The organism is Enterococcus hulanensis (assembly GCF_005405485.1).
GTDB classification, from domain to species: Bacteria; Bacillota; Bacilli; order Lactobacillales; family Enterococcaceae; genus Enterococcus_A; species Enterococcus_A hulanensis.
This window is the reverse complement of the sequence record NZ_BJED01000017.1, coordinates 51,639-68,367: the sequence shown is the minus strand read 5'-3', so window position 1 is coordinate 68,367 and position 16,729 is coordinate 51,639. Positions and strand designations below refer to the sequence as shown.

Genomic DNA, 16,729 nt, shown 5'->3' with positions numbered 1-16,729 from the left:
ATGAAACACGTTTCTAAAATTTTATTATCAACAGTGGTATTGGGAGCTATCGCAGCTGCTCCACTAACAACTTTCGCCGCAGAAGATGGCGAACACGGTGGTGTTTATCATTCAAATGGTGTGATTGAATTTACACCAAATACCGACCCAACCAAGCCGGTAGACCCAACTGACCCAACTGATCCCGTTCAACCGATCGATCCAACTGATCCTGAAAAACCAGTAGAACCAGGTACTAACGGTCCGTTGTCAATCGATTTTGCTTCAAGCTTAGATTTCGGGAAACAAAAAATTACTTCTGAAGATAAAGTCTATTTAGCATCAGCGCAACCATATCAAAAATTAGGTGAAGACGGCAAACCAACTGGCGAAATCTTATACGGACCAGACTATGTCCAAGTAACAGATAACCGCGGTACTGAAGCGGGCTGGTCATTAACTGTCGCACAAGAAAAACAATTTACAGGTACTGCTGATCATGAATTGACTGGTGCAGCGATTACCTTAAAAGGTGCGAACGTGCAAACAGCTTCTGAATCAACAAAACCAACGCCTAACGATAGTGATTTGACACTTGTTCCAGGGGAAGTTTCACCAGTAATGAGCGCTCAAGCAGGTCAAGGTGCAGGTACTTACTTGAATGATTGGGGAACTAAAGATAATTTAAGCGTAGTTCAAGAAGACGGTAAAGACGTAATAAAAACCAACAATATTCAATTAGCTGTTCCTGGTGCAACAACCAAGTATGCTGAAAAATATTCAACGAAATTAGTTTGGACATTAACAGACGTTCCCGGAAATTCAGATCCTGAAGGAAACGCGTAGACTGTTACACTTGTGAGATTCGCAGTGTTTGCGAATCTTACTTTTCTTATCAAAGGAGAGAGCTGCATTGAAATTTAAAAAATCATTACTTACTTTAATCATCACGATCTTAGCGGTCTTTTCTGGCGGTTTGACTTCATTGGCTAGTGAATTCAGCTTTGCCGTGACGCCAATCATTCCAGATAATCAAATCGACAAAACAAAAACATTCTTTGACTTAAAACTAAATGCCGGACAAAAAGAAACGGTCTATGTTCAATTGCAAAACGACTTGGATCGTGCTGTGAAGGTGGATGTTTCTGTCAATAGTGCGACTACGAACACCAATGTCATCGTAGAATACGGCAAAAACAGTATCAAACCAGATAAAAGTCTGAAATATGATTTAGCAAAATATGTGAAGGCACCTAAACAAGTAACGTTAAATCCTCATTCAGCAGTGAAGGTACCATTTGAGCTTCAAATGCCCGCAGAAGCATTTAATGGTGTCATGGCTGGCGGGATCACGTTTAAGGAAGCCAAAACAGAGAAAACTACCAAGGCCTCTTCCGATGAAAAAGGCTTGGCTATTCAAAACGAATACTCGTATGTGGTCGCTTTGCTAATGCGTCAAAATGAAACGACTGTGGCTCCTAAGGTTCAAATGAATTCAGTTAAACCAAGTCAAATCAATGCAAGAAACGTTATTTTGTCGAATTTGCAAAATGATCAAATGACCTATATTAACCAAGTGGCGATTGACGCAGAAATCACTAAAAAAGGTGATTCAAAGGTTTTATATGATGAACATAAGGATGCCTTGCAAGTCGCTCCTAATTCTAATTTCAACTTCCCAGTAAATCTAAACGGAAAACCTTTAGAAGCAGGAGACTATCATATCAAGCTTGTGATGGATGGTAATAAAAGTGCCGATGGCAAGTATGTTCGCGGCAAAGACAGCGCTGGAAAAGAAGTTCGCTATCAAAACCAATGGGTGTTCGAAAAAGACTTTACCATCACTGGTGAAGTAGCACGTGATCTAAACAAAAAAGATGTGACAGTCAAGACAGACTATACTTGGTTATTTGTTCTGATCGGTATTGTGTTGTTACTGTTAGTGCTATTCATTATTTGGTTGATTTGGAGAAAGAAGAAAAAGAATGAAGAAGAGGAAAAACGAAAAGCAGAATAGACTAGTCAAAATAGTTGTTTTGTTCTTGTTATACACTGGCGTTTTATTAGTTAGTTTCCCGATTCTTAAAAATAGTATTTTGGTGGAGAAGGCAACGACCTCGAAGATTACTGAAGTGAAGAACTTAACGGAGATCACTCAGATTCCCTTCGAACGAATCGAAGCCCCCTCTGTCAGTGAGATTATGAAAAGTAGTAATGATTTTTCTAGTATTGGTGAAGTTCAAGTTCCTGGGGTAGGTTTAGACTTGCCAGTTTTTGCTGGATTGAGTCAAGAAGAAATGATTTATGGTGCTGGCTCGATGTATCCAGAAAGAAATCCGCAAAAAGATAATTTAGTTTTACTAGGTCATCATTTGGGCGTTTCTGACCTTTTGTTTGGAAAGTTAAAAGACGCGCAGCTAGGTGATACGATCTATTTGCGCTATCTTTCCAACTATTATGCCTACAAGATACAGTCAAAAGAAATTGTAAATGAAGCCGATATCGCGGTTTTAGAAAATACAGCAAAGCCCTTATTAACGCTAGTGACCTGTGATCGCGGTACGCAAACGACCGGTCGATTAGTGATCACGGCTAAGCTGGTTGAAGATCAAGCAAAAGCCAGTATTCAAACCAAGATGACAAAGCAAGAAAAAGTGAGTCACGGTCAAAAGCCTCGGCTGCGTCTTTCGATGATCTGGCTGCCATTGCTCGGTATCGGTTTATTGCTGGTGCTGTTAACCTATTTAATCATCAAGAAAGTGTGAGGTGCGGATGTGGAAAACAAGAAAAAAATTATCGTTTTAGGAACATTGGTCTTGTTTTCTACGGCGCTGCTTCTGCAAGAGGATGTTTCTTTTGCCAACGATACGATCTATAGTCCTGTTGACCCTAACCAAGAAGTAAAACCAGTCGCTCCTTCCGATGTACCTGAAGAAAAGACCACTGAAAGTTCAGTACCTGTCGTACGTACGGAGTCTTCTAGTAAGGAGCAGCCAAAAGCAAAGAAACAAACTCCTAAGAAGGAAACTGAGAAGAAGACGATGCAGAGAAAAAAACTTTATTTGGACGAGGCTTTTTTTACGAATGATTTTAATCATCAAGCGATTGCCTTAAATGGCGGCTCATCCGGAGGCGGACAGGGACAATCTGAAGCCCAGCTGACAGAAACATTAAAGCTGCTTTCAGGTGTGGCGATATATGGAAGAAGGAAGTGAGAGAGATGTTGAGTTTGGAAAATTTCTTAGATAAAGAGGATCGACGCAAGTTTGATTTTCTTCGCCTTTTGGAGGAGTCTTCAGATCTAACGGCGCTAAATACAACGATTCAAGCCCAACTGTCTCTTTCAAACTTCCTGTTCAATAAAACAATTGAAGAGTTATCTCTAGACTTTGAAAACTATGGTTTGGAAGTCTATTTTGCTATTGATAGCAATAATGTCCAAACGACGTTATTAGAAGTCGGACAAGCAACTTCGGATTTATTACTGGCGCATTATTTGCGCAACTCTCTTTCCTTTGCGATTTTATTGGCACTGTTTAGAGAGGATTACCAGTCGGCGAATAATTTTGCTTTAGAGAGCTATACGAGTTATACCAATGTGTATAGCCACACGCAGCAGATAAAAAAGCTGCTGAAAGAACTGCAGATTGAGGTTAGTAAGAAATATCACCTGGCCGGCAATGAAGGAAATGTCCGCTATTTATTGACGCGCATTTTTTCGTTTGTGCTCGCTTCCGATACGGATGTCTATCCCGCTACCTATAAAAGCAAAGTCGCAAACATCATCGATGAACTTTCAGAAACGGGAATAAGCTTGCCCCGTAATGTTCAGACCAAGCTTTTTCATTTTCTAGCGATTTCATTGATGCGCCAGGACAAACAGTATCAATTAGCAAAAAAAGATATCAATAAACAAAAAGTGCTGGAAAAACTAAAAGCGGTTTATGCTCAAGAATTCCAAGTTATCCAAACAGTTGATATTGATCCTTCTATTCAGGAGGAGGTTTTAGCTTATTTATATACGAATGGCATGCTTTCACGGGAAAAGATGAAAAACCAAGAACTGGGAAAACGAATCAACCGACTCAACGAGCGTTTCATCCAATATTTTACGGATTCGTTTCATATCGAAGATCGTCAAACGCAAGAAATACTGGCAGCCGAGCTGAATCGTCTCCATTTTGAATTGGCTTATTTTCCATTAAATGCCTTTAATTCCTTTGAACGCTTTGATGTCAGCTTTTTTAAGGAATCCTATATCGAGTATTTTCTATTTTGTCGGGACTATTTGATGGATGATGCCTTTGTTAAGGAAGAAAACTTTTCAGCCTACCGTCCCTATATTTTCTATAAATATCTGATGATCTTAGTGAGTCATGTTGAATTGGAGCGGGTGATGCCGCAAATAACGATTTGTATCGATTTTTCTTTTGGTCAGGAATACAACGAGTTCATTAAGAGAAACCTGACTTTTTTTGTTAATCTGAATGTGGCGGTGCAATTTGTTTTCGATGAATCAACGGATATTGTGATCACCAATTTGAATTCCGAATATGAAGACCTCGATGTTGAAAAGGTCATTTGGTTAGATCCTCCCAGAGCGATTGACTGGGCGCATCTAGGAAATCAGCTGCTAGAAATCCGTGCGCAGAAGCATCAGCAAGCGAACGTTTAATTGAAACTATATTTAGACACGCCAAAAAGCGAGTAGATCTGAAATCACTCGCTTTTTGGCGTTTTTTTTCTAATTTAGGCACCACAAAGAAACCTATTTTTCCAATACTAAATAAGCCAAACCCGCAGGCTATTTATGCTCAACGGTCGTGCTGAATAAACTGCTCGTAATATTGCGGGCGCATCATCATTTTTTCTTCTTTTTTAGGGCCTTATTAACTTTCTGCTGGCGTCTTCGCTCTTCCCGCGCCTGATTGATCTGTTCTTTGGTTTTCCCATGGCGCATATAGGAGGTATCGGGTTCGAGAAGTGCGGCGGCGCTCTCGGTCATTAGTTTGTTGGTTTTGGGCGGACGGGTTTTCGCAGAGTCAGAGGGGTTCTCTGATTTGGTTGGCGGCGTTTTTTCTTGAAGCGGGGTCCGTGTGTCTGGCTTCGCAGCGACTTTTGGAGCGTTTTGCTTGGTTGAACGAGCGTTGCTGGATGATGAACGAGGTTGGCCTTTTGGAGCGGCCTTGCCAGTAGCTGCTTTGACTGGTTCTTGCGGCAGACTTTCTTCTGGCTGTTCTTCTTGAACAAGTTCTGCTGGAGCAGCTTCGTGTTCGGCATCGATACAGCCTTTTTGGCTTTTGAATTTTACATATTCGGCGAAGCGGCGGACACCTGAGGCTTGGAAGATCGTCAAGGTCGTTAAAATTTCCAATACTTTCGCGGTTTCTTCCACAGAAGAGACTTGCTTCGTATTGCGTAAAGTCCATGTATGGCGTTTTCCATTGGCGTCTTTAAAAATCGACACGAGGTCGAATTGAAATTCGCTTTCTTTCGGTGTTTCAAGATTCTTTTTTATTAAGAGCTGTTTATATAAACAAGTTTCCTTGGTAAATTCATGGTATTCTTCTTCGTTGGTGAATAGGCGTTGGATAACGGTTTGCCATTCTTCTTGCGCAAAGAATTCTTCAAAGTAGACGCAGTGACGGCGCAGGGTATTATTTGGTGTTTCAGTCAAGAAAATTTGGCGGATCAACTCGCTTAGCGGTTGAAGCGAAAAGTCCCCGACACAGATTGAGTGACGAAAAAGGATCACGACAAGGTACTCCACAACCTCTGCCGCATGCTGGGTTTGTTCGAAATATAGGCGGACTCTTTTTAAGAGCGTCTCCTTTTTCATTCCAAATAATTGTCTTTGTCCTAGTTTCGCTACGTCCATCTTCATTTTCCCCCATACTGTTCTAAATTTGTTTTTATTTACCGAAAGCGTTTTCTGTTATTTGTATCTAAAATAGTAGCCTTTAATAACATGATTGTAAATAGTTTTTTCAAAAATTATTTCTATTATTTATTATTAAACATTTGGATTATAAGGTTTTACGATATTTTCGAGGGGGTTTTGATGACTTCACGACTGTTAAAATAACTAATTTTAGGAATTTGTTCTGAAGGTTTAGGTGGCGGCGGGTATTTATTTGATTTTTTCAAATTTATTTTTATTGCCAAGTAAGCAGGTTGATTATAATTATTTTCAATAAAAAATAGATACCACACAAAAAATGCGGTATCTATCCTTATTGTTTCGTTAAGACGCAGGTGAAGATGTAGTTGGAGATGTCTTTCAAATCGTGGGTTAGGTTATTGATTGAAATAGGAAGAATAAAATTCTTTTCCTGATTCATTAAACAGCGCTCACACACGATAAAGCAGTTGATATTGTAGAATAATTCCGGGATATCATCCATGGAATAATAGATCTCGTCATTGATGAAGAAATAATTTTCGGAGATGATCTTGCGGATATTATTTCTAAACAGCATGTGGGAGTATTCATCTTTAGAAACGATGATGATCGGGACCTTCTTTTTCTCACCTTTTTTCAGAAGAGGCATGACTAAATGACAAAATTGCAAAATGATCGATTCGGACATCGTTATGTTGGCCGAAATATTTTCTTTCAGCCAGGCTCGTATGATTCGGCTGATTTTTTCTTTGATGGAGTAGTCATTGCAATCGATGAAATAGTACTGGTTCAGCAAAAATTCATTGAGCCCCAAGGAAGTCGTGTAGACCAAGTCCATCAAAGGTTTTTCAAACTCGATCTCGCCCAAAAGCGTCATGTCAAAAGCTGCTTCAAAATTTCGGATCAGTTGAACGACCGAGGGATAATTTTTGATTAATCGGTTTCGATAGTATTGGTAGTCCATTTCGATCAAGCGATAGTTTTCGGGGTTGTAGGGCAGATTTTTATAGATAAAAGAAACAAAGGCGATATTCGCATCATCTACTTCGAGACCATGCTGTAAAAAACAAGTCTTAACGCTGTTGAAAATAATTCCAGTTTTTAAAAATTCGATCATTTCGCTATCGATCGGCAGCGTTTCTTTTCTGCGGATGCTTAAAAATATCGCGTATTGCAGGTAATGCAGACTTTTTTTGCTGAGGCGATTTTTTAACAGCTCGCCTAAATCCTGTGCAATTCGTTCGGACTTTAAAAACAGCAGATCGTTTTTCAACTCGTTGACACCGATTCCTCTCATCCAGAGGGTCAAGTAAATGTATCTTACTTTTAGTTTGTCATCAAAAGCGATTTTCCCCGTAGGAGCTAGCCCCAGCCCTTGTCGAAAGTATCGTTCAGCCTTCTTTTTCAAATTGAATACTTTGGTCACAGAGATGAATTCCTCTTCTGCTATGGAAGTGTAGTTATTCTTCCCCAGCAGGCAGCGATAACATACTTTTAAAAAAAGTGAATCTGAATACAGCTTGCGCACCAGATCGTAACAGCAGACATCCGGTTTGAATTGAAACGATAGCTGCGAACGGGAGATATCGTAAGAGACGATCTCATCTTCTAGTTTCGAAGCGATCTTTTGGCAATCTTTTTTGATCGTATTGAAGCTGGTATTCATATTCGCAGCCAGTTCCCCAATTTTTATCTGCCTGCATTCATATAGTACATAGGTGATTTTTACTCTGCGCAGGATATCTTTTTCTATAAAGTTGTCTATCAATTGAATGTCTCCTTATATTGTCACAGCCAGGAAAAAACTTAATAAAATAAGTATCCCTTTATCCTTCTTGTCTAAGCCATAAACTTCTCTACCTCGCTAAACAGCAGATCCCCTAGAAAATAGCCCTTATTCCATGAAGTGATCAGCTCGCCATCGGGAAAATGATTGACCGTAAGTTTCTTTTTGATTCGATGGGTCAAGTTGGAAAGCTGACATAAATTGGATTTTGTCACATCGGATTCCCAGATCAGCTGGCATAATTTTTCTCGCGACAGAACTCTTCCCTCTTTTTGGTACTGGTACAAATGGTATAAGAGCTTTTTCTCATTAGAAGAAAGGCTGAAAAAGAATAGATCGGCGTTTTTTTCTTTCTTTGATCCGCTGGTTTCGTTGCTCGCAGCCCGCGCTTTTTTCTGATCACTGGTAAATTTAGCGATTTTTTCAATGATCTCGATCTCAGAGGCATCTCGGTCGATCCAATCATCGAACTCTTCGATCAAGTAGGAAAATTCAGATTTTTTTAAGTCGTTTTTATTGCCTTTGCGCAGAATCGCCAGACCGTTTTCTTTGAAAAAGGAATAGCATTTCGAGATATCCAAAGTAGAGACGGTGTCGCTAAAGATGACCAATGAGAAATACTGGATGATCTCTGGAGAAAGCCGTGCATCAGCCATCAAATCGCTGGAGCAGTATACCTCGTCATTGGAACGCTGCAGAATCGCCTGCAAATCTTGTTCTGCCAATAAATTTCTTGTTATGATTAATATTCTTGCCATGCTTTTCACTCCTATCAGCAAATAAATTTGCCTTATTTCTGTGTTAATACTGCAACAATACATTATCAAAAAGATCCAGCATATTTTTTCCTTCTTTTTAATTTTTTTAATTCATAAATTAAATTTTTGAATAAAATACATTAAAATATCAACGCATAATCCACAGTTTATCATTACTTATAAAGGGGGAGGGTGTATGAATAAATTACTAATACGCTTTTTTAAACAACTAAATAGCAAAAGTATCGCAGATTTTATTCCTGCTAAAGAGTGATTTCCTCCTTTTGCACATTACTTTTTTGTTAGTTTGAATTATGTTGGTTCGCTGAATGCGCAAAAACCAGCTTTTTGCTTCTTCGGGCAAAGCTTAGTATAATAACGTTGTTTTGGATGATATAGGAGGAAACATACATAATGACAACGAATTTTTGGGCGGAGCTGCCAAGGCCCTTTTTCATCTTGGCACCGATGGAGGATGTGACGGACGTGGTGTTTCGTCATGTCGTAAAAGAGGCGGGAGCGCCGGATGTCTTCTTTACTGAGTTTACGAATTCGGACAGCTTTTGCCATCCGGATGGGATCGAGAGTGTTCGCGGACGTCTGGCCTTCACCGAAGACGAGCAGCCGATGGTGGCGCATATTTGGGGCGACAAGCCGGAATTTTTCCGGGAAATGAGTCTTGCCCTAGCCGATATGGGCTTTAAGGGGATTGATTTGAATATGGGGTGTCCGGTCCCAAATGTTGCTGAGCGGGGCAAAGGCAGCGGCTTGATTTTGCGTCCTGATGTGGCGGCGGAATTGATCGAAGCTGCGAAGGCGGGCGGATTGCCTGTAAGTGTGAAGACGCGGCTGGGCTTTACAGATACGGCTGAGATGAAAGACTGGATCAGTCATTTATTAAAACAGGATATTGCCAATCTTTCGGTTCATATGCGGACCAGAAAAGAAATGAGCAAAGTCGATGCTCATTGGGAGCTGATTCCGGAGATTGTGAAAATGCGGGATGAGCTTGCTCCCCAGACCTTGATCACGATCAATGGTGATATTCAGGACCGCCAGATGGGATTAGCGTTAGCTGAAAAATATGGTGTGGACGGCTTGATGATCGGCCGAGGAATCTTCAAGAATCCTTACGCCTTTGAGAAAGCTCCGAAAGAGCATTCGCCAAAGGAAATGATCGGCCTGCTGCGGCTGCAGCTGGATTTGCAGGATCAATACGCGGAGCAGGTACCTCGTTCGATTGTTGGGCTGCACCGTTTCTTCAAAATTTATGTCAAAGGCTTTCCCGGCGCGAACGATCTGCGGGTAAGTCTGATGAATACCAAATCAACCGAAGAAGTCCGCGAGATCTTGGACAATTTTGAGAATCAACACGCAGAAATTATATAAGTTAAATAGGAGGAGGGCGTCGGATTTATTAGCGGACAGCTCCTCCTTTCTTGCTATAATAAATAAAAAGCTCAAGGAGGAAAAAGCGATGATTGAAGTAAAAATCGGCGATATTTCTCGTTTAGACGTTCCTGTGGATGCGATAGTCAATGCGGCAAACGCGGCCTTGATCCCTGGCGGCGGTGTCGATGGTGCGTTGAATCGAGCTGCCGGACCTAAATTGAAGCAAGCGATGGCATCCATTGGCGGGACACCGACTGGAACAGCGGTGATCACCCCCGCGTTCGAATTGCCGGCAAACTATGTGATCCATGCGGTGGGACCGCGATACATTGACGGCAAGCACAAGGAAGAAGCGCTGCTGTATTCGGCCTATGAGGCGGTTTATCGGTTGGCTCATGAATACAAGCTTCACACGATTGCAGTGCCCGTGTTAAGTGCGGGAATTTACGGATATCCGAAAGAGGACGCGGCCCGGATACTTTGTGAAGTGGCTGATCGAAGGGAAAATCGGGAGATCACAACGCAGGTAATTGCCTTTGAGGAGTCTTGGCTGGCGATTTTTGAGAAAATCAGGCAACGCGGCTTAAAGTGAAAACGGTTAATTCGTTGAATCATAACCCGAATAAAGTGCTAAAATAATAGTAAATAGACGAAGTGAGGCGATTTATTTGAAGGCTATCTCCATTCACCCCGAGCCAGTTATGGAAATTCTTTCCGGCAAGAAAACTGAAGAATATCGATCGTGGACGACGCATTACCGCGGACCGCTCTTGATCTGCTCGACCGCGATCAAGACCCCCGGCTGTATCTCAGGACATGCAGTTTGTATCGTGGATCTTGTCGATGTAAAAAAAATCGCCGAGGATTCGTATGCGTGGATATTTGAGAATGTGCGCTGCATCAAACCTTTTCCCATCAAGGGTCAGCGGCGGCTTTACCATGTGCCAGATGACCGCATCATTGAACCGGAAGCAGGGGAATTCGTGATCGAGGATGGCGAAAAAGTTGTGACCGAGGAATTTTGGCAAGACTATTATTTATCCTTAATTAGCGACTAAAAAAACAGGTCAAAAACAAAAACCACGTAACGAACGGTTTTTCTATAAACGTTGATATAACAATGAAAATAGCGATTAAAAAAACACTCATTTGACCAATGAGTGTTTTTTTTTAATGGCAAACCACGAAAATAAAAAAACCTTTTTTAGAATTGTTAGTAATAAAAAAAGGTTTATAACTAGTTATCATACTAAAAAAGTCCTGAATCCTATATTTAACAATAAATCGCATCTTAATAAATAACTAAATTCCGATTTATTGCCAAAAAGCACTTTTGGTTAAAATGATATATACGAGTCGCTGGCTATTAGTTTCTATTCATTAGAGGCGTTTTTGAAGGGAGTGATCTGTGGTGAAGAAAGTCAGTCTTATTTTTATTTTGCTGGTTCTTTTTTTTATTCAAAGCCCGTTTCTGGGATAGAGGCTTCTGTGCCCATCCTCATCGATACGAAGGCAGCGGGTGAAAAAGTGGCAGGGACCGAAACGCTCTGCTTTGACGTTTTTGATCTGACCGCTTGGAGTCAAAAGAGTCAGCAGAGTGAAAAAGACGTGAAGCAATTTTGGCTGAATCGTTATCAGAGTAAAAGGCAGTTTCAGCAGTATGTGCAAAAGGCAGCCTTGCCGAAAGTCAATGCTCGTCCTTTAATGGTTGATACTGACGGGGTCGCCCGGATAGAACTTCCGTATCAACAGCAGGAACAGCCGGCGGTGTATTTACTGGCAGCATCAGGTGAGACGGGAACACAAGAGTTTTTACCCATGGTGTTCTTTATGCCAAAGGAGTTTCCCAGCGAAACACTCGCGCTTTACGGGAAATACCAAGAGCAGCAGCCGGCAGAAACTGTCGAGGAACCAAAAAAATTAGTGAATAAGCCATCAAAAGAAAAACAATTGCCTCAAACCAATGAAGTGTCCAGTAATGTTTTGCTTGGCGGGTTGTTATTGGCCTTGATTGGCGGCATGGGTCTGGCTTATCAAAAACAAAAACAGGAGGAAAAGTAAATGAAAAGAACGAGGATAGTAAATATGGTAACGGCAATCATCTGTCTATTACCATTGATCGCGGGGGCGTTTGGCTTTGGGAATGCGGCGCAAGCGGCAGAAGAAAAGGTGAATGTAACACTGCACAAGAAAAAAATGGACCAATTCCCAACCCATGATGTTGAAAATACCGGGGAGGAAATGGATGAATTTAACCAATACGAAGGACTTCCAGGGATTACCTTTGAAGCGTGGGATATCACGGCGGATTTTTATGAAAAGTTAAATGGGATTGTCGGTCAAAATGCGTCGGACGCGGAATATACGACCGCCGTCAAAGGGTTGATGAAAAGCTTTAAACTAGAGGAAGCGGCAAAAGCTCAGTCAAAAGGCAGCGACGTAACAAACGAAGCGGGTATCGTTACATTTAGCGGACTGGACAAACGAACCGCAGAAGGAATCTACAAAGTCTATCTTTTCGAGGAAAAAGCAGCGGATGGCGTGGAAGGCTCCAGCTACCCATTGATTTTAATTTTGCCCGTCGTCAAAGATGATGTAGAAAATACGGATATCCATTTGTATCCGAAAAATAAGGTCAAAGGCGATATCGGCAAAGAATTAGTCGATGAAACGGGTGCACCGTTAACTGGGGAAAATCGTTATGACTTTGAAGTCGGCCAAAAAATCTATTACCATGCCAGCTTCACGATCCCTAACCAAATCGGCGAGATTCTTAATCAGGATGGTGCTGAGCAGACGCGTTATTCGCAGCTGCAATTTAAGGATGAGGTGAGTAAAGAGGGAGTCAAATTTGAAGGAATCGATCGCATCTCGATCGGCGACACAGCGACGAATATCAAGGAGACCTTCTTGTCCCATGGTGCGGTAGAATATACGAATACCGTTCCTAATTACACTGGACTTGCCGGCTTTGATATTCAAATGAATTTGAATAAGGCAAAAAGCAGTGAAAACGCTGAGGACTTCCAAAAATCAAAAACGACAGCAGAATATTTGAAGGATTTTGGCGGTAAAACGCTCCATATCTATTATGCTGTCTCCTTCACGGATGAAACACCGGTCGATGTCGACATCAACAATAAATTTTCCGTCGAAATGACTCACGATGGCGACCAAAAGGATTCTGAAAATCATACGCCGACATCGCCGATCACTACTGGCGGCAAGAAATTCATGAAGCACGAAGCCGGCAAGGAAAACCAAGCATTAGACGGTGCCAAATTCGTGGTGATTAAAAAAGAAAATGAGAAATTCTACTATTATACAAATGCCGGCGACCAAGTGAAATGGGTCGAGGTTAAAGCGGATGAAGACTATGCTGGCGCGACTCACTTTGTTTCTAAAGATGGCGGGCATTTGCAGGTCAGCGGCCTAGCTTTCGGCACCTACTACTTGCGAGAGATCGAAGCGCCGAACGGCTTCCAGCTGCTGACGGAAGATAAAGAGTTTGAAGTATCGAAAGGATCATTCGACGAAAATGAGCAGCTGAGGATCGCCAATGTTTCAAAAGGCGGCTTCTTGCCATCGACTGGTGGGAAAGGGATCATCGCCTTTCTAATCGTCGGTTTGGCATTGATGCTGGGTGCGTTCATTAAGTATCGCCGTTTGCAGCAAACCACCGTATAAATGATCGCGAAAAACAAGGGAGAAAACTTCCCTTGTTTTTTATTTTTTTGCAAAAAATTGGGAAAAGGCTTAAAAAAGGTGTTTTTCCTTTGGCTGCAGGCCGAAATTGGGCTTGGGGCCGCTTTTTTTGGCGATTTTGGCGCATCTTTTTTCCCTTTTTTTTCTTAAACTAAAAGAATTTGATTTTAAAATCATGCTTTTTGAAAGATTTTGACCAAAAATTGCCATATTTATAGTTCCGTATTATTATTTGTTAACAACAAAAGGAATTCAAGTATTTGCTATTACTTTCATGTAACTAATGGGAGATGTTTGGAAAATTATCGTGAAGAATATTTTTTGAATACCAGATTTCATTTTTTTAGACAAAAAAACGGATACTTGTTTTCTGATTTCTTTAGAAAGTATGAGTTTTTCACAAGTAAAACAGCTTTGATACGGATGTTTACGACGGATGAATTCACGAACTCGGTTTTTCGCTGAGTGCTTAAAGACTGAGTGGAACTTTCTAAAGCAGAGTCATTTTTTTAGGGGAAGGCGTTCTTTTGACAGGGGGAGAATCATGGATTTTCGTGCAGTATTAGGAACAAGCAACAAACGGCGATTGGCCTTAGTGGAGCAACTTTATTATCGTCGGAATGATTGGTCGAGCGATCAGCTGTTAAGTGAACTGAATTGCTCGCTGCCGATTCTATTGAATGATATCGAATGGATTAATGAAGAGTATCCTAGCTTTCAGATTACGAAAACTAAGGGGCTTTATCGTTTAGAGGTGGATAAAAGGGTTAATCTAGGGTATCTTTATGCCAATATTTTGAACAACAGTCCTGAATTTCAAATTATCGAAGAGCTTTTGTATGAGGAATGTGAGAATATTACGGCGCTGGCTAAGAAACTGTATCTCAGCTCATCCAACACCCAGCGCTATTTGAAGAAAATCGAGAAGGCTCTGACTCAAGCCGGGATGGAATTGTGTTATCGTCCATTGCGAGTGGAGGGCAACGAAGGGGAGATCCGTAATTTTTATTTTCGCTTTTACAGTGAGCGCCAGATCTCATTTGAAAGCACACTGCCTAAATTACCTTCGCCCCACTATCACATTATCGAACGCTACGTGGAAGAATTCGTGAAGCTCAACCAGATTCATGAGAAGTATGTTTTTCAAAAACGCTTGATTTACAACTTCTATATCAGTATTTGGCGAATGAAAAATGGGCATGAATTCCCACAAGAAGAGCTGCGGACCAAAGGCTTGATGCTGCCGATGGCGTTGCCTTATAAGCTGCTGAAGCATGCTGTTAGAGAAGGTGTGGAATTGGACCTAACGCCGGATATGGTGCGAGACGGTCTTTGGCTGTTGTTTTCCGATTCGATCGTCTTCAGTATTTCCCATCGTGAGTCGGCTATCGCGGATAATGAAAAATACCAGCAGCTTTTTATGCGGCATTATGAACTGGTGGAAAAATACAACGAAATGCTGGGCCATCGATTAGACAAGCAAAGCCAGATCAACTTGGCGACGGTTTTATCGAATGATTTTTACCTTTATGATCCTCAAGGGCAATATGTGTGTCTGCTGTGGCGCAATCGCTCGATTTTCCTATCGGAGGTTTCAAAGGTTTATAGCCGTGGAGTGGAAAATGTGCGGGAGCTGGTCCAAAAGTTTGTTAAATGCTATCGCATGTATGAAGAAGAGGACTTCATTCGTAACTATGTTTATTTGCTGATTACCACCGAAGAACGCGGAATGGAATGGCTGGCCAGTCAAGAACCGCTGCTGAAGGTTTTGCTGCTGTCTGACTTGACGCCGACCGAGGAAAGCTTTTTGGCTAAGCAGATTTCTGACACGATCTACGGCAACTTTCTGATCGTTCATTTCGAAAAATTATCTGGCGGTACACCGGAGTTACATAATGAATTGAAAAACTATGATTGCCTGATTACGACCGGTTCGGCGGAAGGCTTGCCGAAGAACTATCCAGTCGTGGTGATCGATCCTTTTTTGACCAACCAAAGCAGGCGCTGGATTCAAGATACGATCAACGAGCTTGAGGAAAAACGCAGCTTCGTTTCTGTGATAAAATAGAAACGAAAGAAGGTTGACTATGAATAGTATGGAAAAAATTAATCAATTTCGTGACGAAAGAAACTGGCGCTCTTTTCACAATGAGAAAGATTTAGCGTTATCGATCTGTTTAGAGGCGGCTGAATTATTGGAACTTTTCCAATGGAAGGATTCAGAAGAAGCACGCACCCAAACGGAACGCCTGAAGGAAGAATTAGCCGATGTACTGATTTATTCTTACATGATGGCAGACAATTTGGACTTTGACATAGATGAGATCATCAGTGAGAAGCTGAAGAAAAACGCGATCAAGTATCCGGTGGAAGAAGCGTAGGGTTGAACATAGGAATAAAAAAGTTTAGAGCAGAAAATTCTGCTCTATTTTTTTAGCTATTCATGCAACTCCAACGGCAAGCCATCAGGATCAAAGAAGAAGGTCATCTTCTCGCCGGTAAAATCATCCGTCCGCAACGGTTCACACTCGATGCCGTGACTTTTTAAATAGTCAACGGTTGCTTCGATGTCTGCTGTTTTAAAGGCCAAGTGGCGCAAGCCGGCAGCTTCAGGGAAGCTGGGGCGCTTGGGCGGATTTTGGACGGCGAAGATTTCTAGTTCCGCGTCATGTAATTGCAGATCCAATTTATAATCTTGGCGTTCGGGCCGGTAATTTTCGCGAATGATCGGCAGCCCTAGAATATCCACGTAGAATTCGCGAGCTTTCTGATAGTCTGAAACAATGATAGCGACATGATGGATCGCTGAAAAATCTGGTTTAACCATAAAAACACCCTTTCTGTTTTTCTTAAGCTTTAAGAAAGTATAAGTTTTTTCAAGTAAATAGCCATGGTCCCAATAAATTGCGGTGTCCGGCTTCACGAACTAGCTTTATCGGCAATAAGCGAAAATTTTGTTAAGTCTGAGAAGCGACTTATCAAAATTTTAGTCTTATTGCTCAAAAGCTGAGCGAGTTCGGGAAGCCTTTCTTATTATAAGCTAGTTGGATTAAAAAAAGTATGTTATACTCCAATCAATTGAAGAGAAACATTTGGGGTGCTGTTTAGCTGAGATTATACCCATGGAACCTGATGCAGTTAAGACTGTCGCAGGGAAATGTAGCTAGTTGACTGATCGTACCCGACCATTTTATTTTGGTTGGGTTT

17 protein-coding genes and 1 riboswitch are annotated in these 16,729 nt (G+C 41.5%); of the genes, 12 read left to right on the top strand and 5 right to left on the bottom strand.

The features are described from left to right. The 5 genes from FFR60_RS17300 to FFR60_RS17280 all read left to right on the top strand — a co-directional run bounded on the left by FFR60_RS17300 (position 1) and on the right by FFR60_RS17280 (position 4,654). Positions 1-825: a WxL domain-containing protein gene (locus FFR60_RS17300; protein ID WP_137665109.1), complete on the top strand. Its 825-nt coding sequence runs from the start codon at positions 1-3 to the stop codon at positions 823-825. Between the two features lie 67 nt (positions 826-892). Beyond that, complete coding sequence (locus tag FFR60_RS17295; protein ID WP_137665108.1) at positions 893-1,996, top strand: WxLIP family cell surface protein; 1,104 nt, start codon at positions 893-895, stop codon at positions 1,994-1,996. Next, a complete protein-coding gene (locus FFR60_RS17290) occupies positions 1,965-2,744 on the top strand; it encodes a class A sortase (RefSeq protein ID WP_137665107.1) in 780 nt (259 codons plus the stop codon). Before FFR60_RS17295 ends, FFR60_RS17290 begins: the two co-directional genes overlap by 32 nt. Positions 2,745-2,753: 9 nt before the next feature. After that, positions 2,754-3,194, top strand: a complete 441-nt coding sequence (locus FFR60_RS17285; RefSeq protein ID WP_137665106.1) for a hypothetical protein — start codon at positions 2,754-2,756, stop codon at positions 3,192-3,194. 5 nt (positions 3,195-3,199) lie between these two features. Beyond that, complete coding sequence (locus FFR60_RS17280) at positions 3,200-4,654, top strand: helix-turn-helix domain-containing protein (RefSeq protein WP_137665105.1); 1,455 nt, start codon at positions 3,200-3,202, stop codon at positions 4,652-4,654. Between the two features lie 186 nt (positions 4,655-4,840). Here FFR60_RS17280 and FFR60_RS17275 read toward each other — a convergent pair whose 3' ends face one another. The 3 genes from FFR60_RS17275 to FFR60_RS17265 form a co-directional block, all read right to left on the bottom strand. Then, entirely contained in the window at positions 4,841-5,857 is a 1,017-nt protein-coding gene (locus tag FFR60_RS17275; protein ID WP_137665104.1) for a hypothetical protein, read from the bottom strand. A 355-nt stretch (positions 5,858-6,212) separates the two neighbouring features. Continuing rightward, positions 6,213-7,649 carry a helix-turn-helix domain-containing protein gene (locus tag FFR60_RS17270; protein WP_137665103.1) on the bottom strand — a complete coding sequence of 479 codons (1,437 nt, stop codon included), beginning with the start codon at positions 7,647-7,649 and terminating at the stop codon, positions 6,213-6,215. A gap of 71 nt (positions 7,650-7,720) precedes the next feature. Continuing rightward, positions 7,721-8,425 (bottom strand): helix-turn-helix domain-containing protein, encoded by a 705-nt coding sequence (locus tag FFR60_RS17265; protein WP_137665102.1) that lies wholly within the window; start codon positions 8,423-8,425, stop codon positions 7,721-7,723. 414 nt (positions 8,426-8,839) lie between these two features. On the opposite strand from FFR60_RS17265, the gene FFR60_RS17260 reads away from it, so the two are divergent. The 5 genes from FFR60_RS17260 (at position 8,840) to FFR60_RS17240 (ending at position 13,504) form a co-directional block, all read left to right on the top strand. Further along, positions 8,840-9,814: a tRNA dihydrouridine synthase gene (locus FFR60_RS17260; protein WP_137665101.1), complete on the top strand. Its 975-nt coding sequence runs from the start codon at positions 8,840-8,842 to the stop codon at positions 9,812-9,814. Positions 9,815-9,902: 88 nt separating this feature from the next. Further along, complete coding sequence (locus FFR60_RS17255; protein ID WP_137665100.1) at positions 9,903-10,409, top strand: macro domain-containing protein; 507 nt, start codon at positions 9,903-9,905, stop codon at positions 10,407-10,409. 76 nt (positions 10,410-10,485) lie between these two features. Next, a complete protein-coding gene (locus tag FFR60_RS17250) occupies positions 10,486-10,875 on the top strand; it encodes an ASCH domain-containing protein (RefSeq protein ID WP_137665099.1) in 390 nt (129 codons plus the stop codon). Positions 10,876-11,218: 343 nt separating this feature from the next. Then, entirely contained in the window at positions 11,219-11,878 is a 660-nt protein-coding gene (locus FFR60_RS17245) for an LPXTG cell wall anchor domain-containing protein (protein ID WP_249355031.1), read from the top strand. Beyond that, positions 11,879-13,504 (top strand): SpaH/EbpB family LPXTG-anchored major pilin, encoded by a 1,626-nt coding sequence (locus tag FFR60_RS17240; RefSeq protein WP_137665097.1) that lies wholly within the window; start codon positions 11,879-11,881, stop codon positions 13,502-13,504. It abuts the gene before it with no gap. A 69-nt stretch (positions 13,505-13,573) separates the two neighbouring features. Here FFR60_RS17240 and FFR60_RS17235 read toward each other — a convergent pair whose 3' ends face one another. Then, a complete protein-coding gene (locus FFR60_RS17235; RefSeq protein WP_171004963.1) occupies positions 13,574-13,732 on the bottom strand; it encodes a hypothetical protein in 159 nt (52 codons plus the stop codon). A gap of 334 nt (positions 13,733-14,066) precedes the next feature. Between FFR60_RS17235 and FFR60_RS17230 the strand changes: the two genes are divergently transcribed. Further along, positions 14,067-15,590 (top strand): AcpB/EbpR/MafR family transcriptional regulator, encoded by a 1,524-nt coding sequence (locus FFR60_RS17230; RefSeq protein ID WP_137665096.1) that lies wholly within the window; start codon positions 14,067-14,069, stop codon positions 15,588-15,590. 19 nt (positions 15,591-15,609) lie between these two features. Beyond that, positions 15,610-15,903: a nucleotide pyrophosphohydrolase gene (locus FFR60_RS17225; RefSeq protein ID WP_088933928.1), complete on the top strand. Its 294-nt coding sequence runs from the start codon at positions 15,610-15,612 to the stop codon at positions 15,901-15,903. A gap of 56 nt (positions 15,904-15,959) precedes the next feature. Here the strand turns inward: FFR60_RS17225 and gloA2 are convergent, their stop codons facing one another. Continuing rightward, entirely contained in the window at positions 15,960-16,349 is a 390-nt protein-coding gene (gene gloA2 / locus FFR60_RS17220) for an SMU1112c/YaeR family gloxylase I-like metalloprotein (RefSeq protein WP_137665095.1), read from the bottom strand. A gap of 256 nt (positions 16,350-16,605) precedes the next feature. After that, a riboswitch (TPP riboswitch) is annotated at positions 16,606-16,695 on the top strand. Positions 16,696-16,729 lie beyond the last annotated feature (34 nt).